Source organism: Bradyrhizobium sp. CCBAU 53338, assembly GCF_015291665.1.
GTDB lineage: Bacteria > Pseudomonadota > Alphaproteobacteria > Rhizobiales > Xanthobacteraceae > Bradyrhizobium.
Genome location: NZ_CP030048.1, coordinates 6771215 through 6793681 on the forward strand (window position 1 = coordinate 6771215; position 22467 = coordinate 6793681).

General features: G+C 63.6%; 27 protein-coding genes and 1 pseudogene. 19 read left to right on the forward strand and 9 right to left on the reverse strand.

The genetic code is table 11. The features are described 5' to 3' along the window. Positions 1–36 precede the first annotated feature (36 nt). The gene (locus XH90_RS31855; protein ID WP_194478183.1) at positions 37–528 is read right to left on the reverse strand and encodes a hypothetical protein; all 492 of its coding nucleotides are present in this window, start codon (positions 526–528) and stop codon (positions 37–39) included. A gap of 186 nt (positions 529–714) precedes the next feature. Here XH90_RS31855 and XH90_RS31860 point away from each other — a divergent pair, with 186 nt between their 5' ends. Both XH90_RS31860 and XH90_RS31865 read left to right on the forward strand, forming a co-directional pair. Further along, positions 715–993, forward strand: a complete 279-nt coding sequence (locus tag XH90_RS31860; RefSeq protein ID WP_194478184.1) for a PsiF family protein — start codon at positions 715–717, stop codon at positions 991–993. 100 nt (positions 994–1093) lie between these two features. Next, on the forward strand, positions 1094–2179 hold the full coding sequence (locus XH90_RS31865) for an AbrB family transcriptional regulator (RefSeq protein ID WP_194478185.1): 1086 nt from the start codon (positions 1094–1096) through the stop codon (positions 2177–2179). Here the strand turns inward: XH90_RS31865 and XH90_RS31870 are convergent. Beyond that, positions 2176–2799 carry a pyridoxamine 5'-phosphate oxidase family protein gene (locus XH90_RS31870; RefSeq protein ID WP_194478186.1) on the reverse strand — a complete coding sequence of 208 codons (624 nt, stop codon included), beginning with the start codon at positions 2797–2799 and terminating at the stop codon, positions 2176–2178. The two genes, XH90_RS31865 and XH90_RS31870, sit on opposite strands and share 4 nt — an antisense overlap. 117 nt (positions 2800–2916) lie before the next feature. On the opposite strand from XH90_RS31870, the gene XH90_RS31875 reads away from it, so the two are divergent. Beyond that, positions 2917–3801 carry a LysR family transcriptional regulator gene (locus tag XH90_RS31875; RefSeq protein WP_194478187.1) on the forward strand — a complete coding sequence of 295 codons (885 nt, stop codon included), beginning with the start codon at positions 2917–2919 and terminating at the stop codon, positions 3799–3801. Here the strand turns inward: XH90_RS31875 and XH90_RS31880 are convergent. Continuing rightward, positions 3758–4212: pseudogene (locus XH90_RS31880) on the reverse strand (PaaI family thioesterase). The gene XH90_RS31875 and the pseudogene XH90_RS31880 sit on opposite strands and share 44 nt — an antisense overlap. A 143-nt stretch (positions 4213–4355) precedes the next feature. Beyond that, positions 4356–5525, reverse strand: coding sequence for a 4-hydroxybenzoate 3-monooxygenase (pobA, locus tag XH90_RS31885; RefSeq protein ID WP_194478188.1), 1170 nt, complete (start codon positions 5523–5525; stop codon positions 4356–4358). A 252-nt stretch (positions 5526–5777) separates the two neighbouring features. Here pobA and XH90_RS31890 point away from each other — a divergent pair, with 252 nt between their 5' ends. The 9 genes from XH90_RS31890 to XH90_RS31930 all read left to right on the forward strand — a co-directional run bounded on the left by XH90_RS31890 (position 5778) and on the right by XH90_RS31930 (position 14587). Further along, positions 5778–6794: a TRAP transporter substrate-binding protein gene (locus XH90_RS31890; RefSeq protein WP_194478189.1), complete on the forward strand. Its 1017-nt coding sequence runs from the start codon at positions 5778–5780 to the stop codon at positions 6792–6794. 74 nt (positions 6795–6868) lie between these two features. After that, the gene (locus XH90_RS31895; RefSeq protein WP_194478190.1) at positions 6869–7378 is read left to right on the forward strand and encodes a TRAP transporter small permease; all 510 of its coding nucleotides are present in this window, start codon (positions 6869–6871) and stop codon (positions 7376–7378) included. 2 nt (positions 7379–7380) lie between these two features. Beyond that, positions 7381–8700 (forward strand): TRAP transporter large permease, encoded by a 1320-nt coding sequence (locus tag XH90_RS31900; protein WP_194478191.1) that lies wholly within the window; start codon positions 7381–7383, stop codon positions 8698–8700. A gap of 10 nt (positions 8701–8710) precedes the next feature. Next, on the forward strand, positions 8711–9172 hold the full coding sequence (locus tag XH90_RS31905) for a DUF3237 domain-containing protein (protein WP_194478192.1): 462 nt from the start codon (positions 8711–8713) through the stop codon (positions 9170–9172). Positions 9173–9437: 265 nt separating this feature from the next. Beyond that, positions 9438–10247 (forward strand): crotonase/enoyl-CoA hydratase family protein, encoded by an 810-nt coding sequence (locus tag XH90_RS31910; RefSeq protein WP_194478193.1) that lies wholly within the window; start codon positions 9438–9440, stop codon positions 10245–10247. Beyond that, complete coding sequence (locus XH90_RS31915) at positions 10244–12127, forward strand: feruloyl-CoA synthase (RefSeq protein WP_194478194.1); 1884 nt, start codon at positions 10244–10246, stop codon at positions 12125–12127. The genes XH90_RS31910 and XH90_RS31915 overlap by 4 nt, the downstream gene beginning before the upstream one ends. Before the next feature lie 22 nt (positions 12128–12149). Further along, on the forward strand, positions 12150–12911 hold the full coding sequence (locus tag XH90_RS31920) for an SDR family NAD(P)-dependent oxidoreductase (RefSeq protein WP_194478195.1): 762 nt from the start codon (positions 12150–12152) through the stop codon (positions 12909–12911). Positions 12912–12924: 13 nt separating this feature from the next. Further along, complete coding sequence (locus XH90_RS31925) at positions 12925–13344, forward strand: thioesterase family protein (protein WP_194478196.1); 420 nt, start codon at positions 12925–12927, stop codon at positions 13342–13344. Between the two features lie 91 nt (positions 13345–13435). Then, positions 13436–14587 carry an ABC transporter substrate-binding protein gene (locus XH90_RS31930; protein WP_194478197.1) on the forward strand — a complete coding sequence of 384 codons (1152 nt, stop codon included), beginning with the start codon at positions 13436–13438 and terminating at the stop codon, positions 14585–14587. Between the two features lie 76 nt (positions 14588–14663). Here the strand turns inward: XH90_RS31930 and XH90_RS31935 are convergent, their stop codons facing one another. Then, positions 14664–15392 carry a glutathione S-transferase family protein gene (locus tag XH90_RS31935; protein ID WP_194478198.1) on the reverse strand — a complete coding sequence of 243 codons (729 nt, stop codon included), beginning with the start codon at positions 15390–15392 and terminating at the stop codon, positions 14664–14666. Positions 15393–15430: 38 nt separating this feature from the next. Further along, positions 15431–15694: a hypothetical protein gene (locus XH90_RS31940; RefSeq protein ID WP_194478199.1), complete on the reverse strand. Its 264-nt coding sequence runs from the start codon at positions 15692–15694 to the stop codon at positions 15431–15433. A 112-nt stretch (positions 15695–15806) separates the two neighbouring features. Here XH90_RS31940 and XH90_RS31945 point away from each other — a divergent pair, with 112 nt between their 5' ends. Continuing rightward, positions 15807–16505, forward strand: coding sequence for a YafY family protein (locus tag XH90_RS31945; protein ID WP_025575324.1), 699 nt, complete (start codon positions 15807–15809; stop codon positions 16503–16505). Further along, positions 16502–16825: a YkgJ family cysteine cluster protein gene (locus XH90_RS31950; RefSeq protein WP_246755647.1), complete on the forward strand. Its 324-nt coding sequence runs from the start codon at positions 16502–16504 to the stop codon at positions 16823–16825. The genes XH90_RS31945 and XH90_RS31950 overlap by 4 nt, the downstream gene beginning before the upstream one ends. On the opposite strand, the gene XH90_RS31955 is transcribed toward XH90_RS31950, so the two are convergent. Continuing rightward, positions 16822–17220, reverse strand: a complete 399-nt coding sequence (locus XH90_RS31955) for a hypothetical protein (protein WP_194478201.1) — start codon at positions 17218–17220, stop codon at positions 16822–16824. The genes XH90_RS31950 and XH90_RS31955 overlap by 4 nt on opposite strands. 190 nt (positions 17221–17410) lie before the next feature. After that, positions 17411–17758, reverse strand: coding sequence for a DUF3307 domain-containing protein (locus XH90_RS31960; protein WP_246755648.1), 348 nt, complete (start codon positions 17756–17758; stop codon positions 17411–17413). Between the two features lie 32 nt (positions 17759–17790). Here XH90_RS31960 and XH90_RS31965 point away from each other — a divergent pair, with 32 nt between their 5' ends. The 5 genes from XH90_RS31965 (at position 17791) to XH90_RS31985 (ending at position 22014) form a co-directional block, all read left to right on the forward strand. Beyond that, positions 17791–18063, forward strand: a complete 273-nt coding sequence (locus tag XH90_RS31965) for a hypothetical protein (RefSeq protein ID WP_194478203.1) — start codon at positions 17791–17793, stop codon at positions 18061–18063. 101 nt (positions 18064–18164) lie between these two features. Continuing rightward, positions 18165–19604, forward strand: a complete 1440-nt coding sequence (locus XH90_RS31970) for a TAXI family TRAP transporter solute-binding subunit (protein WP_194478204.1) — start codon at positions 18165–18167, stop codon at positions 19602–19604. A gap of 115 nt (positions 19605–19719) precedes the next feature. Continuing rightward, the gene (locus XH90_RS31975; protein WP_194478205.1) at positions 19720–19938 is read left to right on the forward strand and encodes a hypothetical protein; all 219 of its coding nucleotides are present in this window, start codon (positions 19720–19722) and stop codon (positions 19936–19938) included. A 168-nt stretch (positions 19939–20106) separates the two neighbouring features. Then, on the forward strand, positions 20107–21216 hold the full coding sequence (locus XH90_RS31980) for a cyclic nucleotide-gated ion channel (RefSeq protein ID WP_194478206.1): 1110 nt from the start codon (positions 20107–20109) through the stop codon (positions 21214–21216). Between the two features lie 12 nt (positions 21217–21228). Continuing rightward, positions 21229–22014, forward strand: coding sequence for an enoyl-CoA hydratase/isomerase family protein (locus XH90_RS31985; RefSeq protein WP_194478207.1), 786 nt, complete (start codon positions 21229–21231; stop codon positions 22012–22014). Positions 22015–22017: 3 nt separating this feature from the next. On the opposite strand, the gene XH90_RS31990 is transcribed toward XH90_RS31985, so the two are convergent. Further along, positions 22018–22452, reverse strand: a complete 435-nt coding sequence (locus XH90_RS31990; protein WP_194478208.1) for a DUF6157 family protein — start codon at positions 22450–22452, stop codon at positions 22018–22020. Positions 22453–22467: the final 15 nt, after the last annotated feature.

Here is a 22467-nt window from a genome sequence, read left to right on the forward strand (position 1 = left end):
GGGGCTTGGCTCCGGCCTCTGCGTCGTCTCGAAGCGTCAGGCGGCGCCCTTCAGCTTCTTGTTGCATTCGCTGTAATAGCCGCCACCCTTCTCGATCCACTTCATGCCGCCATTGCCGTTGGTGGTCTTGTTGGCGTTGTACTGGTCGACGCAGGTATGGAGGCGGGCCTTGCCGGCGGTCTCCTTCGCGTATTTCGGATCGACCGCGTTCGGGAAGATCGCGGGGCCGGCCGGCATCGCCGGAGCGGCAGTGGGGGTCGCCTCCTTCTTGGCCTGCTTGGGCTCGGCAGCGGGCGGGGGCGCAGTCGGGGCAGCGGCGGTCGGCGTAGCGGCGGGCGTTGCGTCGGCGCCGCACTGGGCCTTCCGGAAGTCATTCCACTTCATGGTACCGAGCGAGCCGTCCTTCTTGGCCGCCTGGTATTTCGCGCTGCACTCCTGCGAAGTCAGCGCCTGCGCCGGCGCACTCACCATCAGCGCGGCAAAACCCGACACCGCAACTGCACACAACAATTTCGATCGAATGGTCATCCTTGGTCTCCCTCAGGGAAGCAAACGAGGATTGCTATCCTAGCGTGCCACGGACGTCCGACAAGGAAGTGATGGCGTTCAGGGCCAAAATATAGTGATCGCCTTGTTCAGATTATTCATGTCGCGTTCAGCAACCCGGGCCGACGTTCGCGCCCTTCGCAATTCTCGCAAGAAGAGTGCAGCAACATGACCCTCGCCTCCCGCCTCGCCGTCGTCGCCATTGCTTCCCTGTTCGCCACCGGTGCCGCCTTCGCCCAGACCGCGGCGCCGGCCGCCAAGACCGATGCCACCACGACCACCGACAAGAAGGCGCCGAAGGAGCGCTCGGCCGAGTCGCTCGAATGCTCCAAGCAGGCGGATGCCAAGGGCCTGCATGGCAAGGAGCGCAAGAAATTCCGCTCCGAGTGCATCAAGACCGCGAAGGCCGGCGCTGCCCCTGCTCCAGCCGCCGCCGACAAGAAGTAAATCCGTCACAATCCCTTCCTCGCGTTTGGCGGGAGGCGCGCGCATTTCGGCATGACGAGCCCGCAATTGTGCGCCTCTCGCCGATTTGCGATAAGGCGGCGTGAAGCAAATCACCGCCTCCCTACCGTTCGAATGGCCAAGCCGTGCCAAGGTTTTGGGCACCGCGGAGACGCTCGTCATCGGCGCCGGCGGCGGCCTGATCTTCCTGGTTGCGGGACTCCCGGGCGGGCTGATCTCGGGCTCGATGATCGCGGTCGGGATCGCCGCGATCGCCGGACGGCAGCTTGCCGTCCCTCCGATCCTGACCCAGACCGTGTTGGTGCTGCTCGGCATTTCGCTGGGCTCGGTCGTGTCGCGCCATCTGATCCAGCAGGTCAGCGCGTATCCGCTGACCATCGGGCTATTGGCGCTCGCCACCTTCTGCTCGACCTTCGGCTCGAGCTATTACCTCCAGCGCGTCCATGGCTGGGACCGCACCTCGGCCTTTCTCGCCGGCAGCCCTGGCGCCCTCTCGCAGATCACCATCCTGGCGGTCGAACGCGGCGCCGACCTGCCTGGAATCGCGGTCGTGCAGACAATGCGCGTCATCATCCTGACCGCGGCGCTGCCGATGGTGCTGGCGGTCGCCGGCGTCGCACCCTCCGTCGCGCCGTCACTGACGACGACGACCGCCTCGCCGCTCGATCTTGTTGAGCTGATCTTCGCCTCGCTGGCGGCATCGCTGGTGCTGCGACTGATCAAGTTTCCGGCGAGCTGGATGTTCGGCGCGATGATCGCCTCCAGCCTGCTGCACGGCGCCGGCTGGGTCGAGGGCGGCCTGCCGAACTGGGTGCGCGGCGTGGCACTGGTCGGCATCGGCGCACTGATCGGCAGTCGCTTCGCCCGGATGCGCATCAAGACGCTGGCGGGCCACATCAACGCCGCGCTTGGCTCGTTTGCAGTGGCCATCGCCGTCTCAGCGATCTTTGTCGGCATCGTCGCACTTACCACCCAGGTGAAGTTCTCCGACGTCGTCGTCGCGTTTGCGCCCGGCGCGATGGATGCGATGCTGGCGCTGGCGCTGACGCTGCACATCGACCCGATCTTCGTCGGCGCCCATCACCTCTCGCGTTTCGTGTTCGTGACGATCGCCACGCCAGGCATCGTGCACCTGTTCGGCCGCACCCAGGACGACGTGGACGATTAACCCTCCGTCGCCTGCCCTTTCAGCGCCGCAACTTGCGCTTCGAGCTCCGCAATCCGCTGGTCTTTTGCCGCCAACGCCGTCGCCACATCCGGGGCGTCGAATTTCTGCGGAATGTGCTGCGGGCAGTTGGTATCCCAGGCGGCGATCCTGAACAAGATCACCTGCTCGGGCCGGGCGCGATAGCCCTTCGGCATCAGCGCATCCGTCAGCGCATCGTCATCCTCGACCACCCGCGCCTCGCCCCAGATCTTCACCCGGCGGCGATGGGCGTAGTCCATCACGAAGATGTAGGCCTTGGGATTCTCCGAGAGATTGCCTTGGGTCAGATATTGCTGGTTGCCGGCATAGTCGGCGAAAGCGAGTGTCTGTTTGTCGAGCACCTTCAGAAACCCTTTCGGCCCGCCGCGATGCTGAATGTAAGGCTGGCCTGTGGCCGAGGCGGTGGCGAAATAGAAACTGTTGGCATCGGCGAGGAAGGCTTCGAGATTCTCGTCGACCTCGGTGCGCCAGCCTCGCTGCTCGACGCGGCCATAGGCCTCGCGCGACCCCTTGCGCGCCTGGATCGCCTTCACCGCGGGGGTGAAGGCCACATCGCTGGCATAGGTCTGAACTGCGGCCATCGGAACATCTCCTGAAAATTCCGGCGAATTGCTTTTCATCGGTCAACATAGACATTCCGACGATCAGAACAATTAGCCAACTTGACACTTCATCATTGCGATATATGGAATAATTCCATGGATCGTCTGGAAGCCATGCACGTCTTCGTCACAGTCGCCGACCTGCACGGCTTTGCGCCGGCAGCGCGGAAACTTCGGCTGTCGCCCTCGGCGGTGACCCGGCTGATCGCGGCGCTGGAGGAGCATCTCGGCGCGCGGTTGCTGCAACGGACCACACGGCAGGTGAGATTGACCGACGTCGGCACGCGCTATCTGGAACGCGCCCGGCGGATCCTCGCCGATGTCGAGGAAGCCGACGGCTCGGCGCGCGAGGAGCGCAACCGGCCGAGCGGGCGTCTGGTGGTATCGGCCCCCGTCGGCTTCGGCCGGCTCCATGTCGGCCCTGTCATGACCGACTATCTCACGCGTTATCCGGAAGTCGCTTGCGAACTCAGGCTGTCGGACAATCTCGTCAACCTGGTGGAGGACGCCGTCGATGCCGCGGTGCGGATCGGTCATCTCGCCGACTCCTCGCTGGTCGCGCGCCAGGTCGGGGAGATGCGGCGGATCACGGTGGCCACGCCGGGCTATCTGAAGCGCCATGGCGAGCCGAAGACACCTGAGGCGCTGCGCGAGCATCAGACCATCCTGTTTGGTCCGGCAACGGCGTGGCGCTTCGCGCAGGACGGCCGTGACATCGAGGTGATGCCAGCTCCGCGATTCACCAGCAATAGCGCCGACGCCGCCCTGCAATATGCCGAGGCCGATGGCGGCATCACGCGTGTGCTGGCCTATCAGGCCGCAGACGGCCTGCAGCGCGGGCGGCTGAAGATCCTGCTGGAGACATACGAGCAGCCGGCGCTGCCGATCCACATCGTCTATCCGACCTCGCGCCTGCTCTCGGCCAAGGTGCGCGCGTTCATTGATCTCGTGGTGGAGACGACGCAGTGGAGGTTTGGCTAGATTTCGGCACCACGCGGAACGTGCCGCTGGCCCGCGCGATCACGACGCCATCGGCCTTGATCAGGCTCTGCGCGAAACAGATCGTCTTGCCGGTCTTGATCACGTCGCTCTCGATCGAACACCATTGGCCGATCTCGGCAGAGCCGACGAAGTCGATCGAAAGCGATACCGTCACGAACGAAATGGTCCAACCCGTCGCCTGCGCGCAACTGTAGCCCATGGCATTGTCGGCGAGTGCGGTGATGAGGCCGCCATGGATCAGGCCACGGCCGTTGGTGTGCGGCCGTGCCAGACGGAGGCCGATGATGACGGCGCGATCGGTTTTCTCGCGTAGAGCGGCTCCCAGGGTTCGGTGAGCGGGCTCTTGCGAGAGAGCGGCTCGAAGCCTTCGGGGAAGTCGGTGTCGGTCATGTGGGCCTCGCGTTGCTGATTGCCAGCATTGAACGCGATGGACGTGACGGACGCATCAATGACAAAGTTTTAAACGGGATTTGCGCGGATGTTTGAAACGGCACAACATCGTCACAGCAATGACGAAGAGGCGGCGCCGTCCCTCAGAACGGCAACCCCACGTAATTCTCCGACAGCGACGTCATCGCGGCCTGCGATTGCGTGACATAGTCGAGCTCGGCGACCTGGATGCGTGCACCGATGCTGCCGTTGTCGGGGAATTTGTGCAGCATCGAGGTCATCCACCAGGAGAAGCGCACGGCCTTCCAGACGCGCGCGAGCGCCCTGGCCGAGTAATCATCGATGCCCGCGTTCGATTTTTCGTCGTAGAACTCGCGGAGCGCGCTCGAGAGATAATGCGCATCGCTGGCGGCAAGGTTCAGACCCTTGGCGCCGGTCGGCGGCACGATGTGGGCGGCGTCGCCACACAGGAACAGCTTGCCGAAACGCATCGGCTCGGCGACGAAGCTGCGCAAGGGCGCAATGCTCTTCTCGATCGATGGACCGGTGACGAGATTGTCGGCGGCCTCCTGGTCGAGCCGGCGCTTCAGCTCGTCCCAGAAGCGATCGTCCGGCCATTGATCGACATGGTCGTCGAGTGAGCACTGCACGTAGTGCCGGCTGCGCTTCATCGAGCGCATGGTGCAGAGCGCAAAGCCGCGAGCATGGTTGGAATAGATCAGCTCATGGCTGACCGGCGGCGTTTCGGACAAGATGCCGAGCCAGCCGAACGGATAGACCCTCTCGAACTCCTCGATCGCCGAGGCCGGGACGCTGGCCCGGCTGACGCCGTGAAAGCCGTCGCAGCCGGCAATAAAATCGCAATCGAGCGTCTGAGTGACGCCGTCCTTGACCCAGGTTACGCGCGGGTGACTGCCATCGAAGTCATGCGGCTGCACGTCCTTGGCTTGGTAGACGGTGGAGAGGCCGGCAGCTTTCCGCGCATTCATCAGGTCGAGCGTGACCTCGGTCTGCCCGTAGATCATGACCGTCTTGCCGGTCGCGCCCTTCATGTCGATGCGGTGACGGCGGCCGGCAAAGGCGAGTTCGATGCCTTCATGTACCAGGCCTTCCGCATGCGCCCGTGCGCCCGCGCCGATCTGATCGAGCAGCCCGACCGTTCCCTCCTCCAGCAGGCCGGCGCGGATCCGTCCCAGGACGTAGTCCGGGCTCTGCCGCTCGAGAATGACGTTGTCGATGCCATATTCATGCAGAAGTTGCCCAAGCAACAATCCTGCCGGCCCGGCTCCGATGATTGCGACTTTTGTCCGCAATACTTGCTCCTCCCGATCCTGTAGGCTTTCGTCGCGGCTCGCTTGTCGCACCGATCCGCGCGGGATAATTATATCATATAACGGTTGGGCAAAAGGGGAGGCTGGTCGCCCGGGCGGCGACAAATCCGTGCAACATCGCTGACGTAGATGAAGCGCCAGTTCCGGCTTGAATGCGCCGGCCAATTAGATAACATGTTAACTAACGAGACCGGGCCATCGAAGCCCGCCGTCACAAAGAGGGAGAGACACGTGATGAGGAAAGCCTGTCTGGCTTTGCTGCTGGCAGCAAGCGTGACGCCTGCGTTCGCGCAGGACAAGACCTTCGACCTGAAGGTCTCGCATTGGGTACCGGCATCGCACCCGCTGCAAAAGTCCCTGGAAGACTGGGTCGCCGCGGTCAATAAGGATTCTGGCGGCACCATCACGGGCAAGGTGTTTCCGGCTCAGCAGCTCGGCAAGGCGTTCGATCATTACGACATGGCGCGCGACGGCATCGCCGACGTGACCTACGTCAATCCCGGCTACCAGCCCGGCCGCTTCCCGATCATCGGCGCCGGCGAATTGCCGTTCCTGATTTCGGACGCCAAGGGCGGCTCGATGGGGCTGGACGCCTGGTATCGCAAATATGCCGAGAAGGAGATGAAGGACGTCAAATATTGCCTCGCCTTCGTCCACTCGCCCTCCTCGTTCCATTCCCGCACAAAGAAGATCGTGATGCCCGAGGACGTGAAGGGCATGAAGATCCGCCCCGCCCACGCCACCATGGCGAACTTCGTCACCTCGCTCGGCGGCACCAATGTGCAATCTTCAGCGCCTGAAGTGCGCGACATCATCGAGCGCGGGGTGGCCGATGCTGTGACCTTCCCCTGGGGCTCGCTCGTGCTGTTCGGTATCGACAAGGTGACCAAGTACGACATGGATGCACCGCTCTACACCACGACCTTCGTGTTCGTCATGAACAAGGACAAGTACAATGCGATGTCCGACAAGCAGAAGGCCGCGATCGACAAAAACTGCTCGACCGAGATGGCGGGCGTGGTCGGCGAGCACTGGGGCAAGTTCGAGGACGCCGGCATCGACAAGGTGAAGGCGGAGTCCGATCACGAAGTCTACAAGCTGACGTCCGACCAGACCGCCGCCTGGAAGAAGGCTGCCGAGCCGCTGGTCAAGACCTGGGGTGATGGCGCCAAGAAGGCCGGCATCAATCCCGACGCGGCGCTCGCGGATCTGAAGGCGTCGCTGAAGAAATACAACGCGCTGGCGGAATAGGTTTTCACTTCGACAGAAGCGGCGGCGGGAATCCTCCCGCCGCCGTTGTCCTGCATACCCGAGGGCCTCCACCCATGAAGCGCTCCTGGATGGACCGCGTGATCGATTCGATCGAATGGATCGCCGCCGCGTTCGTCGGCATCGTCGCGCTCGACATCTTCCTGTCGGTGCTTTTGCGCAACACGTTGAACTATTCGATTCCCGACAGTTTCGACATCGGCCGCATGCTGCTCGGCATCCTGATCTTTTGGGGCATCGCGGCGACCTCGTATCGCGGCACGCACATCACGGTGGACCTGGTCTGGGGCAATGTCGGGCCGCGCCACCAGCGCTGGATCGACGTGTTCGCGACGCTGGTGCTGCTGTTCGTCGTGACCGTGCAGACCTGGACGCTGTTCGACAAGGTGCGCGGCACCTACAACGACAATGTCCTGACATTCGACATGCACATGCCGACCTGGCCGTTCTTCGCGATTGCCTGGATCGGCGACGTCTCGGCTGTGCTGCTGATCGCGATCCGCACCTACCGATTGATCTTCCATCCCGAAGACATGCACGATCCCAAATTGAAGGCGACGGAGTAATCATGAGCACCGATGCCGTCGCCGTTATCGGCTTCGTTTCCCTGTTCGTCCTGATGCTGCTGCGCGTGCCCGTCGGCATGGCTATGGGACTCGTCGGCGTGTCCGGCTTCGCCTACCTCGTCAACGGGACGGCGGCGCTGAAGCTGGTCGGCCAGACCTCGATGCGCACCGTCACCGACTACACCTTTGGCGTCATCCCGATGTTTCTGCTGATGGGCTCGTTCGTCAGCAATTCCGGCATGAGCCGCGAGCTGTTCCGTGCCGCCAACGGTTTTGTCGGACACTTGCGCGGCGGCCTCGGCATCGCGACCGTCGGCGCCTGCGGCGGCTTTGCCGCGATCTGCGGCTCGTCGGTCGCGACCGCCGCGACCTTCTCCGCCGTCGCATACCCAGAGATGCGCCGCTTCGGCTATCCGCAGTCGTTTGCGACCGGCGTGATCGCCGCCGGCGGCACGCTGGGTGCAATGCTGCCGCCCTCCACCGTGCTCGCGGTCTACGGCATCATCACCGAGCAGGACATCGGCAAGCTCTTCATCGCCGGCATCATCCCCGGCCTGTTGGCGATGACCATGTACATGATCACGATCTTCCTGATCGGCTATCTTCGCCCCGACTTCCTGCCCAAGGGCAAGGTGCTGCCCTGGCGCGAGCGCTTTGCCGGCCTCAAGGACATCTGGGCGCCGGTGCTGCTGTTCGTATTCGTGATCGGCGGCCTCTACGGCCTGCCGTTCCTGCCACGCTTCACGCCGACCGAGGCCGGCGGCGTCGGCGCCACCGGCGCGTTCATCATCGGCGTCGTCACGGGACGGCTCGACCGCGAGAAGATTTTGGCCTCTCTGCTCCAGGCGACGCGCACGGCCGCCGCGGTGTTTACCGTTCTGATCGGCGCACTGATCTTCGGCTACTTCCTGACGGTGACGCAGACGCCGCAGAAGGTGACGGAGTTCCTCACCGGCCTGGGTCTCGGCCCCTACGGCGTGCTCGCGCTCATCATGCTGATGTATCTCGTGCTGGGCTGCCTGATGGACGCGATGGCGATGATCATCCTGACCGTGCCGATCATCTTCCCCGTCATCACGCATCTCGGCTTCGATCCGATCTGGTTCGGCGTCATCATCGTGATGACGGTCGAGCTCGGCCTGATCCATCCGCCTGTCGGCATGAACGTCTTTGTCATCAAGAGCGTGGTGAAGGACGTCTCCTTCTCCACGATCTTCAAGGGCGTCATCCCGTTCGTGGCAACGGATCTGGTCCGCCTGGTGATCCTGATCGCCTTCCCGCTGCTCGCCACATGGCTGCCGACGCGGATGATGGCGCACTAGAGGTGATGCGATGACCGCGCCGACGCTCGAGACGAAATACGTCTTCACCATCACCGCGAAGATCGGCGACGTTGTCACCGCCGGCGAGACCGGCATCGGCGTCCGCCGCATCATCCCGATCATCGGCGGCGAGGTGAAAGGCGCGATCTCAGGCAAGGTGCTGCCGTTCGGCGCCGACTTCCAGACCATCCGCCCCAACGAGCTGATCGACCTCGAGGCCAAATACGCCTTCGAGACCGACGACGGCGCAATCGTCTATGTCGAGAACAAGGGCATGCGCTTCGGTCCTGTCGAACTCTTGCAAAAGCTCAAGCGCGGCGAGCCTGTTGATCCCAAGCTGATCTATTTTCGCACCGTGCCGAAGTTCGAGACGGGGCACGAGAAATATCGCTGGCTGATGGAGCACATCTTCGTGGGCTCGGCCGCACGGCACGCCGATCGCGTGGTGATCGACGTGCATCAGGTGGTGTGAAGCGGTCCCCCGTCGTCATCGCGAGGAGCGAAGCGACGCAGCAATCCAGACTGTTCCCGCGGCAACGATCTGAATTGCTTCGATTCGCTCGCAATAGCAATGACGGAGAATTTTGCAGGAACGGCGTTTTACAACACGCTCCTCGCCCTGGCCGTCGCGCGACACCGGGCGGCTCAAGGGGGCGCCGGCGCCATTATACGCCGTCCATCCATATTGACTCCCGCAGAATTCGTTATACAACATAACTATTCTGACAAGGACGCAAATGACACAGGGAAACGCCGAGACCGCTGGTGCGGGCGCCTCCGGGCTGCTTCAAATCGAGAGGGTGAACCGGGTTCTGACCGTGGGTCTGAACCGCCCCGCCAAGCGCAATGCGCTCAATGACGGCATCATCCTCGAAATCGGCGAGTATTTTTCGTCCCTGCCCGAGGATGTCGGCGCGGTGGTCATTCACGGCATCGGCGACCATTTCTCCAGTGGCCTCGACCTGTCCGAGCTCCAGGACCACGACGCCACCGGCGGCCTGCTGCATTCGCAGATGTGGCACCGGGTGTTCGATCGTATCCAGTATAGCCGCGTCCCCGTCATCGCCGCGCTGAAGGGCGCCGTGATCGGCGGCGGGCTGGAGCTTGCCTGCGCGGCGCATATCCGCGTCGCCGAACCTTCGACCTATTTTGCCCTGCCGGAGGGGCAGCGCGGCATTTTCGTCGGCGGCGGCGGCTCGGTGCGGCTGCCGCGGCTGATCGGTGTCGCCCGCATGATGGACATGATGCTGACGGGCCGCGTCTATAGCGCCACCGAAGGCGCGTCCTACGGCTTTGCGCAATATGTCACCGAGGCCGGCAACGGTCTTGCCAAGGCGCTGGAGCTTGCGACCAAGATCGCCTCCAACGCGCCGCTGACGAATTTCGCCGTGCTGCAGGCACTGCCGATGATCGCGGAGGCCAATCCGCAGACCGGCCTGCTGATGGAGTCCCTGATGGCCACTGTCGCGCAGAGCGACAAGGAGGCAAAACGCAGGATCCGTGAATTTCTCGAGCACAAGACCGCCAAGGTAAAGCCGAAGTCATGAGCGCACAGCCGTCCTCTTCCAGCACAGAGCGCGGCGCGAGCAATTCTCCGCTGCGACCGATCTCGTTCGGCGATCCCGCCGTCGACATCGAGCGTCGCGCCGATGGCACGATCTATCTGCGGCCGAGGCAGCCGCTTGGCGACTATCCCGTCCGCATCACCGACCGCCTGCATCATTGGGCGGCGACGACCCCAGACCGCATCTTCATGGCCGAGCGCGAGGGCGGCCGCGGCTGGCGCAAAATCACCTATGCTGAACTTCTGACCGCGAGCCGGCACATTGCATCCGCATTGATCCAGCGCGGCCTGTCGGCGGAGCGGCCGGTCGTCATCCTCTCCGGCAATTCGATCGACCACGCTTTGCTTGCCTTCGGCGCGTTCTATGCCGGCGTTCCGTTCTGCCCGGTGTCACCGGCCTATTCGCTGGTGTCGAAAGATTACGGCAAGCTGTCCTACCTGATGAAGCTGCTGACGCCGGGCTTGGTCTTCGCCGAGGACGCCGACAAGTTCGCGGACGCGCTCGCGGCCAATGTCTCGCACGGCACCGAAATCGCGGCGTCCTATGGCAGCGTGCCAGGCCGCGACGTCACGCTGCTGGCCGATCTCATGGCGACACCCCTTCGCAGCGATCTCGACGCGGTGCACGGCAAGATCGGCCCCGACACGATCGCGAAATTCCTGCTGACCTCGGGCTCGACCGGCAATCCCAAGGCCGTCATCAACACCCAGCGCATGATCTGCGCCAACCAGGTGATGCTGCGCGAGACGCTCGCCTTCCTCAAGGACGAGCCTCCCGTCATCATCGACTGGCTGCCCTGGAACCACACCTTCGGCGGCAACCACAATATCGGGCTGACGCTCTACAACGGCGGCTCGATGTATCTCGATGCCGGCAAGCCGATGCCCGGCGGCATCGAGGAGACCGTGCGCAATCTCCAGGAGATTTCGCCGACGGTCTATTTCAACGTGCCCAAGGGCTATGAATCGCTGCTGCCCTATTTGCGCGACGACCAGGGCCTGCGCGCAAAGTTCTTCGACCGGCTGCACGCGATGTTCTTCTCCGGCGCGGCGCTGTCGCCTTTCGTCTGGAACAGCCTCGACGAACTCGCGGTGAAGGAGAAGGGCTATCGCGTGCCGATGCTGACCGGACTGGGCGCCACCGAGACCGCGCCCTTCTTCATGTCGGTCAATCCTCGCACCAGCCGCTCCGGCCATGTCGGCCTGCCCGTATCAGGCAACGACGCCAAGCTGGTGCCGAACAACGGCAAGCTCGAAGTCCGCGCCAAGGGGCCGAACGTGATGCCCGGCTACTGGCGACAGCCCGACATCAGCGCAAAGTCCTTCGACGAGGAGGGATTTTACAAGATGGGCGATGCGCTCAAACCCGCCGATCTCAACGATCTCAACGCCGGCTTCGATTTCGACGGCCGCGTCAGCGAGGATTTCAAGCTTGCGAGCGGCACCTGGGTGAGCGTCGGCCCGCTGCGCGCGCGCCTCACCGCGGCTTGCGCGCCCTTGGTGCGCGATGTCGTCATCGCCGGCATCAACCGCGACGAAGTCTCCGCACTCGTCGTCCTCGATCTCGACGGCTGCCGCCTGGTCAACCCGACGCTGCCAGCCGACGATCTCACCGTCACCGCGCGCGACCGCCTTGTGCGGGAGGCTTTTCGCGAGCGCCTGACACGTTTCCTCACCCAAGCCACCGGCTCCTCGACGCGGGTCACACGCGCGATCCTGATGGACACGCCGCTCTCGATCGACAAGGGCGAGGTCACCGACAAGGGCTCGATCAACCAGCGCGCGGTGCTCGAGCATCGCACCGCATTGATCGACGAGCTCTACGCTGCCAATCCATCGGACCGTGTGATATCGGTCGGCTAAGAACTTATCGAAGGAGAACGCCATGTTGTTGAAGGATCAGGCAGCCATCGTCACCGGCGGCGCATCGGGACTGGGCGCTGCGACCGCGCGCAAACTGGCGGCGCAAGGCGCCAAGGTCGCGGTGTGCGATCTCAATGCTAAGCTTGCGGAAACCGTTGCCGCCGAGATCAAGGGCGTCGCCGTCACCTGCGACGTCTCCGACGCCGCCTCTGCTGAAGCCGCGATCGCGCAGGCAACCAAGGCCCACGGCCCCGCCCGCGTGCTGGTCAACTGCGCCGGCATCGGCGTGGCAAAGCGCGTCGTCGGCCGCGACGGCCCAATGGCGCTCGCCGATTTCGACAAGGTGATCAAGGTCAATCTGATCGGCACCTTCAACATGCTGCGCCTTGCCGCGACCGAGATGTCCAGGCTCGAGCCGCAGGCGAGCGGCGAGCGCGGCGTCATCATCAACACCGCCTCCGTCGCCGCCTATGACGGCCAGATCGGCCAGTCGGCCTATTCGGCTTCGAAGGGCGGCATCGTCGGCATGACCTTGCCGATCGCACGCGAACTCGCCCAGTTCGGCGTTCGCGTGCTGACCATCGCGCCCGGCCTGTTCCTCACGCCCCTGCTCGCCAATCTGCCGCAGGAAGCCCAGGACTCGCTTGCCGCCGCGATCCCTTTCCCGCGCCGTCTCGGCAACGCCGACGAGTTCGCGGCGCTCGCGCTGCACATGGTCGAGAATTCCTACCTCAACGGCGAAGTGGTGCGCCTCGACGGCTCGCTGCGCATGGCGCCCAAGTAGGACGCGAAAACGCATGTTCGTGAACCGGCGCGACGTCCAGATCCAGTGGGGCGACTGCGACCCCGCCAACATCGTCTACTACCCGCGTTATTTCGCGATGTTCGACGATTCGACGTCGACCCTGTTCGAGGTCGCCGGCTTCTCCAAGCAGGACCTGGTCCGCAAATACGGCCTGGTGGGCATCCCCATGGTCGACACGCGGTCCAAGTTCTATATCCCCTCGACCTATGGCGACTGGATCACCATCGAAACCAGAATCGAGAGCATCAAGCGCTCGAGCTTCGAGGTAAAGCACAACGTCTACAAGGGCGAAGCCCTGGCCATCGAAGGTTTCGAGACCCGCGTCCTGGTTGGCCGCGATCCCGACAACCCCGACAGACTGAAATCGGCGCCATTCCCTCCGGAAATGGTAGCCAAATTCACAGGAAGCTAAACTCCGGAGCTAAATCGCCGCATCACCGAAAGACGGGGCTGAATTCATCCCCGATTTCTGCTTTCAAAGAAAAACGTCAAGGGAGGAATTGATGAAACACTTTTACCTGACCGCCGCCATCGCGGCAGCGACGCTGGTGCTGCCGGCCCTGCCCGCACTGGCCCAGACCAACGAAATCACCATCGGCATCAGCGTCACCACCACGGGTCCTGCGGCCGCTCTCGGCATTCCCGAGCGCAATGCGCTGGAATTCGTGCCGAAGGAGATCGGCGGCGTGCCGCTGAAGGTGATCGTGCTCGACGACGGCGGCGACCCGACCACGGCAACCACGAACGCGCGCCGCTTCGTCACGGAGTCCAAGGCCGACATCATCATGGGCTCGTCGACGACGCCGCCCTCGATCGCGGTCTCCAACGTCGCCAACGAAGCCGGCATTCCGCATTTCGGCCTCGCGCCATTCCCGATCACGCCGGAGCGTGCCAAGTGGTCGGTGTCGATGCCGCAGCCCATTCCGATCATGGGCAAGGTGCTCTATCAGCACATGAAAGCCCACAACGTGAAGACGGTCGGCTATATCGGCTATTCCGATTCCTACGGCGACCTCTGGTTCAACGACTTCAAGGCCCAGGGCGTGCCGATGGGCATGACCATGGTCGACGAAGAACGCTTCGCGCGACCCGACACGTCCGTCACTGGACAGGTCCTGAAGCTCGTCGCGGCCAATCCCGACGCGATCCTGGTCGGCGCATCGGGTACGGCGGCCGCGCTGCCGCAGACCGAGCTGCGCGATCGCGGCTACAAGGGCCTGATCTACCAGACCCACGGCGCTGCCAGCATGGACTTCATCCGCATCGCCGGCAAAGCCGCCGAAGGCGTGCTGATGGCGTCCGGTCCGGTGATGGATCCGGAAGATCAGCCCGACAGCGCCCTCACCAAGAAGCCGGGTCTGGCGCTCAACACCGCCTATGAAGCCAAATACGGCCCGCACAGCCGCAGCCAGTTCGCCGGCCATTCCTACGACGCTTTCGAGGTGCTGAAGCGCATCATTCCGACCGCACTGAAGACGGCCAAACCCGGCACGCCGGAATTCCGCGAAGCCATTCGCCAGGCCTGGCTGACCGAACGGGACATCGCGGCAAGCCAGGGCGTCTACAACTTCACCGAGAAGGATCGCTACGGCCTCGACGATCGCTCGCGCATCCTGCTCACGGTCAAGGACGGAAAATACACGCTCGCGAAGTAAGCGGCGAAAGTCCCCTGAAACCACGAGAGCCGGCCCATTGGGCCGGCTCTCTTCGTTCGCGCGTACCGCTCCCGCGTCAGGCTGCCTGCCGCAGCGGCGTCCAGGCGAATTCCGGATAGTAGCTGTCCATCATCCGGTCGACATAGGCAGTGAGGTTGGGAAATCCTTCCGCGCGCTCGCGCAGGCCGGATTCGAAGAACGGCGTCAAGATGCCAGCTAGGGCGCCGAACGCGGTCGCGTCCACGCCGCAGGGCCCGTTGCCCATCAGATAGGATTTGTCGCCGAGTTGCACCGACAGCGCGAACAGCGAACGGACCGCGAGATCGACATCGTCGTCGGGGGCGTGGCGGCCGAGGCCGGAGAGCAGATAATTCTCGGCGACGCGGAATTGCGCGTCTTCGCGCAGCTTCTCGCGGTTGTGCTCGGGCGCGCCGTCGAAGAAATGCGCAGGCCCCTTGGCGAAATTGGCGGCATCGACCCAGCGTGCACCGACCAGCGCCCAATAGACGTGATGCTCGATCATGCGCTCGAACGCCCAGGCTTGCGCGCGCTCCTGCAAGGAGAGGCCGGCGTCGAAATCGAAGCCGTAGCGGCGCTCGACATGGGCGCGGATGAAGGTGGAATCGGCCACCGCTTCGCCGCCGTCATCTATGAAAGGCAGCTGGCCCTTGGGGGAAGCCGGCGGCATCGCCCGCTCCTTCCGGTAGGGCAGTCCCGCCATCTTGAGCTGTACCTCGGTCTTGGTAACGAAGGGGCTGATTTCCGGCAGGCCGAAGCCCGTACCAAAACCGTAAAGCGTGATCATTGAAGCTCTCCTGAACCTACCGAAAGAGTTGACGGAACCTAGTGCCGGGCTGCTGCCACCATGGTGGCAGCAGCCGTGATATCTTCTGCGAAACGGGCCCCCCGCCAGGCGCGGCCCATCACGTGGCGGACCAGCGCGCCCGCAGCCTGGATCAGCGAGCGTGTCAGCACGGTCGCGAGCGCAACGCGGAGATCGACGATCGTGAGATCGAAAAACGTGACGCGGCTGAAGACTTTGGCATGCAACGACGCTTGCGCCCGCCACAACGGACCGACCAGGCCGAGATGGATTGGAGTGATCATGGACAAATCCTCTTCAGTCGATGTGTTGTCCCGGTATAGAACTCCCCTGCTGCCAACATCCTGTCAGCAGCCACGCGCCGTTGTCTGATCCGCCCCCGATGAGAGAATTGTCATGAGACGCGCCGACCGGCTGTTTCAGATCATCCAGGTGCTGAGGCGCACCCGTAAGCCGCTGACGGCGGACGCGATTGCCGCCGAGCTCGAGACCTCGAAGCGAACGATCTATCGCGACATCGCGACGCTGATCGGCCAGCGCGTGCCGATCCGCGGCGAAGCCGGCATGGGCTACATCCTGGAGAAGGGTTTCGACCTGCCGCCGTTGATGCTGACACCCGACGAGATCGAGGCGGCAGTGCTTGGCGCGCAATGGGTCGCGGGCCACGCCGATTCCACGCTCGCGCGTGCGGCCGAGGATTTGATGGCCAAGATCGCCGACACCGTGCCGGAACGGCTGCGCCCCTTCGTGCTGGAGCCGGCGAGCCGGGCGCGACCGAGTTGGAACAGGGAGCCGGATCGCCTCGACATGGCACGCACGCGCACGCAGATCCACGAAGGCAAGAAAATCATGCTGCGCTATCGCGACGAGCAGGGCCGCCCCAGCGAGCGCATGATCTGGCCGATCTCGGTCGGCTATCTCGAAGCCGTTCGCCTGCTCGCGGCGTGGTGCGAGCTGCGCAGCGACTTCCGCAGCTTCCGCACCGACCGCGTCGTGGATGCGACCTATCTCGACGAAAGATATCCGGAAAGACGCGACGTGCTGCGCGCGAAATGGCGACAGAGCCTGGTCTGGGGACCGCCGAAGGACACATGACGCTGATGAAGGAGACCGATCTGTCGAGCTGTTGCCAGAGCTGCGGCGCCTGCTGTGGCTATTCGCAGAACTGGCCGCGCTTCTCGATCGAGAGCGACGAGGAGCTCGCGCTGATTCCGGAAGCGCTCGTCAACGCGCGGCAATCCGGCATGCGCTGCGAGGGTGATCGCTGTTCAGCGTTGCAGGGAGAGATCGGCAAGGCGACCGCTTGCGGCATCTATGCGGTGCGGCCGGAGGTGTGCCGCACCTGCATGCCGGGTGACGCCGAATGCGCGATGGCGCGGCGGAAGTTCGGGCTGCCGTCGATAGAGACCGCTTAGGCCGGAACGGCTTCGCTGATCTCGTCGTCGATCTCGTCCTCGAGCGGTGCGAGCACCGAGAGCGGCTTGGTCGACAGCGTGATCGGCTTGCGGCCACCCGACACCGATGGTGACGGTTTGGTCGAGCCTTCGCGCGACAGCGCATAGAGCGTCGAGCCGACACGCCCGCCGTTCTCGATCAGGTCACGCTCGCTGCAGCTGCTCGCTATCGCAACGGCCAACGAGTGCAGATGGCTGCGGCGGTAGCAAAACAGGGCCAGCCTGGCGCGGACGTCAGGGGAAACACTCTCAACCAGCCTCGGCAGGCCGCCTTCATTGGCGCGGTACATCTCGCCAAGAAGCTCGTCACGAACCGGGCAGAAATCGCTTTCAAAAGCGTCGCGGCTTGAAAACATTGCAGTTCTCCCTCGTGTGCGGAAGATGCAGCGCAATTCTCTAATGAAAGGTTAACCACCCTGGGCGGTAGTCACCCGGTGTCCTTGCCCTTATGCCGCGAATCAGAACGCAACCCTACCGGGTCGATTACGGATCACCGTGCTTCGTGGAGCCTGCCCCTGGCGGACGCCTCAGGATGCGGTCTGGGGCCTAGTTCGCCGCCATGAAGATCGAAAGGCCGAAGCCTGTCAGGTGATGCAGCGCCTGGTCGACGCCGATCAGTGTCCAGAACCAGGGGTGCTCCTGGTTGACGCCACAATTGGCCGAGACCAGGCCCTTGGCCCGATCGATCGTGATGTGGATGACGAAATCGATCAGCGCCACGAACCAGAATTTCGGCGCGACGATCAGGATCAGCGGCAGCGCAACCGCAAGATGAATCAGGCAATGCACCAGAAGCGGCAGCGCCCAGCCGTGCTTCTGGTCCTTGCCGTGCGCCATCCAGGCCGTTTGCAGGACGAAATCGGCGATGATGTGCTTGAAGGTAAGCAGCAACATCCAGCCAATGAGCGCTTCAACCGGAACCGCCGATGACAGGGGTGGAAACGACAAAGCTGACGCCCTCGTTGACTCGAAAAGAAAAAATGGAGCGTTCAGCGCAACTTCTTCTTGGACCCGTCAAACCGTCGGGACCGACGATTTATGACATTTCCCGCGCCGGAATGCAGCCGGGGGAACTGGAAAATCGCCAACTGTGGCTAAACGGTGATAGGATGGCTGAACGAGGCGGGGCGATGTCGATTAAGGTTACGTTCGGCGCGGAATTTGCTTTCTCCCGGTGGAGCGCTATCATCCTCAGGTAGAGGATTTTCGTTCTTTTTTCAGACCCTTAAGAATTTTTCGCGCGGGCCGGCGGCGATGGCCGTGCCGCCCGCCGTTCAAGGAATAAGGCCAGGGTGCTGCCATGAGTGCTGAAGGCCCGACCTCGCCGACCGAGCTTCCGCCGCCCCGGCGTCCCAAGGTGATCAAGACCAACCAGCAGCAGGTCCTGCTGTATGTCGTTCTGACCCTGCTGTTGTCGCTGGCGACCGTTTGGGGCGGCCGAGCCATGTTGCACAATTCGGAGACGCTGACCTTTGCCGTTGGTGCTCCCAACAGCGACGAGGCCCTGTTCGCGAACAAGCTCGCCACACTGCTGAAGAACAACGCCTCGCGCTTCCGGATCAAGGTTGTCAACAACCCCGACAACGCGAAGGCGGTCGCACAGTTCGATCGCAGGCAGGCCGATCTTGCCGTCCTGCGCACCGATGCCAAGGTGCCCCTTCGCGCGCGTGCACTGGCGATCCTGGAGCATGATCTCGTGCTGCTGCTGGGCCCCGGCAACAAGAAGGTCAAGTCACTGGCCGAGTTGAAGAAGAAGAAGGTCGCGGTTCTCGCGGACAGCGACACCTCGCTCGCTTTCGTCCGCAGCATCCTCGGTGTTGCTGACGGCCCAGACACCGCCAAGGTCCAGATGGCGCCGCAGGGGTCGACGTTGGACAAGCTGTTCGCGCCGTCGAATGGCTTCAACGCAGTGATCGTCGTCGTCCACACCTCCAAGGCCGTGCGCGACAAGGCCTATGAGCAGGTCGCCAAGCGAGGCGGCTTCACGCTGAACGCAATCGACGAGGCCAAAGCGCTGGCACGCAAATTCCCCGGAATTTCCGAGGAGACATTGACGGCCGGCACGCTGTCCGCCTCGCCCGAAATCCCCGACGACGATCTCGACACGATCGGGCTCGAATGGCTGCTGGTCGCGCAATCCAGGATGTCGCTGACCACCGCCGGGGACATCGCGCGTATCGTCTACGAGAACAAGTCCGCGCTTGGCCTCGACAACGGCTTTGCCACGCACATCGAGCCGGCCTCCGTCGAGAAGGACTCCTACGTGATGGCGCATCAGGGCGCGGCCGACTACATCAACGACGACACCAAGTCGTTCATGGATAAATACAGCGACATGATGTATCTGGGCGCTGCCGCGCTCAGCGTCATCGGCTCGATCTTCGCTGCGATCTACGCCAAGATCACCCGCATCGCGCCGGAGAAGGCGAGCCAGCTCTCCACCGCCATCCTCGACATCGGCGAACGCATCGAGCACGCCCATTCGCTGGACCAGCTCGAATGCCTCCAGGACGAACTCGAGAGCATCCTGCGCGGCGCGGTCATCGGCCTGCGCGACGGCACGATCAGTACCGACGGGCTCGACACGTTCAAGCTGGGCTACGAATTCGTCCGCGACGAGATCGGGATGCGCCGCGACTATCTGAAGCGCCACGCCAACGAGGTCGAGAAGGTCGCTGCCCCCCCTCCCCCGCATGATGACAGCAATGTCGTGGTGGTGAAAACAGCTCAGAGCGCCTGACCTATCGGGCGCCGCGCGACTGGGACCTACCTTCGCCGGCAAACCGCCGCTGCCGCCCCTGGAACCGCTTCCCCTGCGCAACCGTTGGTTTCCCGGTACAACCGGAGAACGCACCATGCGCATCCTCCTTCTCATCCTCTTGCTTGGAATGCTGGTTGCAGTCGGTTACTTCGGCTATTCGGCCATGTCGGTCGAAGGCGGGCCGATCCCGACGGAAGGTTATGTGGCGCTGGCGCTGGGAGCGGGGTTCTCCGTGGTCGTCGGCATCGGCCTGATGATGCTGCTGTTCTTCAGCAGCCGCCGCGGCTACGACGAACCTCCACATTTCAAGTAACGATCAGGCCCGGCGCGACCCCAGCATCTGTACAAACCATCCGCGCCCTGATCTGGGCGGATGGTGCGCCTGCCCGCCGCGTCGTTGACGGCCCCGGTGCGGGCGGGCACTTTGGCGCCGGCGTCCCAGCCAGGGACCGCAAAAACCAAGACCGAGCTGCCATCCCGCATGTCCAAGCCGATGTTTCCCGCTCTGGCCCAGTTCGTGGCCGCGACCGCCGGCCGCAACATGACCAAGGCGGCCTATGTGGCTGTGGCCGTCGGCGTGCTCAGCATGGTGCTGCTGACGGTCGATCCGGCCTATGAAACAGCGCACCGCTGGATCGATGTCCTGCTGTGGGCCTGCCTCGTCTATTTCGTATTCGAATGGCTGGTCCGACTGCGTCACATGGCGCGGCAGGGGCGGCTGGGCCTTTACGTATCCTCCTCCGCCGGGGTGGTTGATGCAATGGGGGCGCTGGCGGTGCCGGTGGCACTGATCCTCGGCGCCGAGCCCAAGACGGCCTGGCTGCTGAGTGTGCTCTGGGTCTTGAAGGTCGTGCCGGGCATTCCAGGCCTGCGCCAGCTCCGCCGCGTGCTCGTGCTGGAATCGGGACCGCTGATCAGCGTGCTCGTCATCTTCCTGATGGTGGTTTTCCTCGCCTCCGTCGCCGAATATTTCCTAGAGCGGGATGTGCAGCCGCAAACCTTTGGCAGCGTCCCCGCCGCGCTATGGTGGGCCGTCGTCACGCTGACCACGACAGGCTACGGCGACGTCGTACCGGTTACGTCGCTCGGCCGCATGGTGGCGGCACTGGTGATGATCTCCGGCCTCGGCGTGTTCGGCCTCTGGACCGGTATTCTGGCGACCGGATTCGCGGCGGAGACGCGGCGGGACAACTTCCTCAAGACCTGGGAATCCGTCAGCAAGGTACCGTTCTTCGCGGCGCTGGGCCCGGCGGCCATCGCCGACGTCACCCATATGCTGCGCACCATGGAGCTTCCGGCGCGCACCATGATCATCCGCAAGGGCGCGCAAGGCGACTGCATGTATTTCATCGCCGCCGGCGCCGTCGAGGTCGACCTCCCCGGCAAGAAGGTCCAACTCGGCGAAGGCGCTTTCTTCGGCGAGATGGCGCTGCTCGGCAACAACATGCGCGGCGCCAACGTCTCGACCACGAAGGTATCGCGACTGCTGGTGCTCGACCTCGTCGACTTCCGCGTGCTGATGGCACGGCACCCTGATCTCGCCGAGACCATCGATGCCGAGGCGAGACGGCGCGCGCTCGAAAACAAGTGAATGGAGACAAGAATGTCGGACACAGCCGACGCTGCAAGCAGCCCCGTGCTCGAAATCTCCGGCCCCCGCGCCACCATCCGCCTCAACCGGCCCAAGCATCTCAACCGTCTCCAGGCCGAGGACCTCGGCGAGCTGGTCAAGTTGTTCGACCGGGTCGAGGCCGATCCTGACATTCGTGTTCTTGTGCTGACAGGGACAGGACGGGCTTTCTCGGCAGGCTACGACCTCAATTCGGTCGCCGAACGGGCGATCAGCGTCAACGAGCAACAGAGCGCGGGCTCGGCCTTCGAGATTGTCGTTAACCGGCTGGAGGATCTCGGCGTTCCGACGATCTGCCGGCTCAACGGTGGCGTCTATGGCGGCTCGACCGACCTCGCACTCGCCTGCGATTTCCGCATCGGCGTCGATACCGCCGAGATGTTCATGCCCGCGGCACGGCTCGGGCTGCACTATTACAGGAGCGGCATCAAACGCTACGTGACGCGGCTCGGCGTCGACAATGCCAAGAAGCTGTTCCTCACCGCGCAGAAGATCACCGCACCGGAGATGCTGCGGATCGGCTATCTCACCGCCATGGTGCCGGTGGAGACACTCGACGAGGAAGTCGACAAGCTCGCCAGCATCCTCGCCGGCAATGCGCCGAACGCGATGCGCGGCATGAAACACGCCATCAACGAATTCGCCCGCGGCGAGCTCGACGAGCGAGCTGCCGATCAACGCCACCGCGACAGCATGCGCGGCGACGAGATCAAGGAAGGCATCAAGGCCTTTGCGGAGAAGCGGCTGCCGAATTTTTGAGGATCACGCTCGCTTCGACCGCATCGCACGCGTTTGCGTGAGCTTTGAATCCCGCGACAGCGCATGATAGCGCTTGCTGTCGACAGCATAGATCGCGATGCGGCCTTCGCTGTCGGCGTGCACGCCCCAGCCGTAGCGCTTGCCGAGGCCTGAGGCACGCATGCAGGCCTGGCCGCGCGAGAAGAACGCAGCGCGTGCGGCGTTCCTTTCCGGGCTGGTCGCCTTGGCTCCAAGTTCGCGCCCTTGCGCGGAGGTCGCGAAAACCACGTCGTCGGACGTGTACGTATAAGGTGCATTCGCGATCATCGCATATTGCAGCCCCGCCACCGTCGGCCGCCCTGCCCGCGGCGGCGGCTCCTCACCGGAGCGCGCCGGACAGTCCTCGGCAACCCGGATGAACGTATCGAAACAATTGGTCGTATGGATCGGCTTGGTCATATGAGGTTGGGCCCT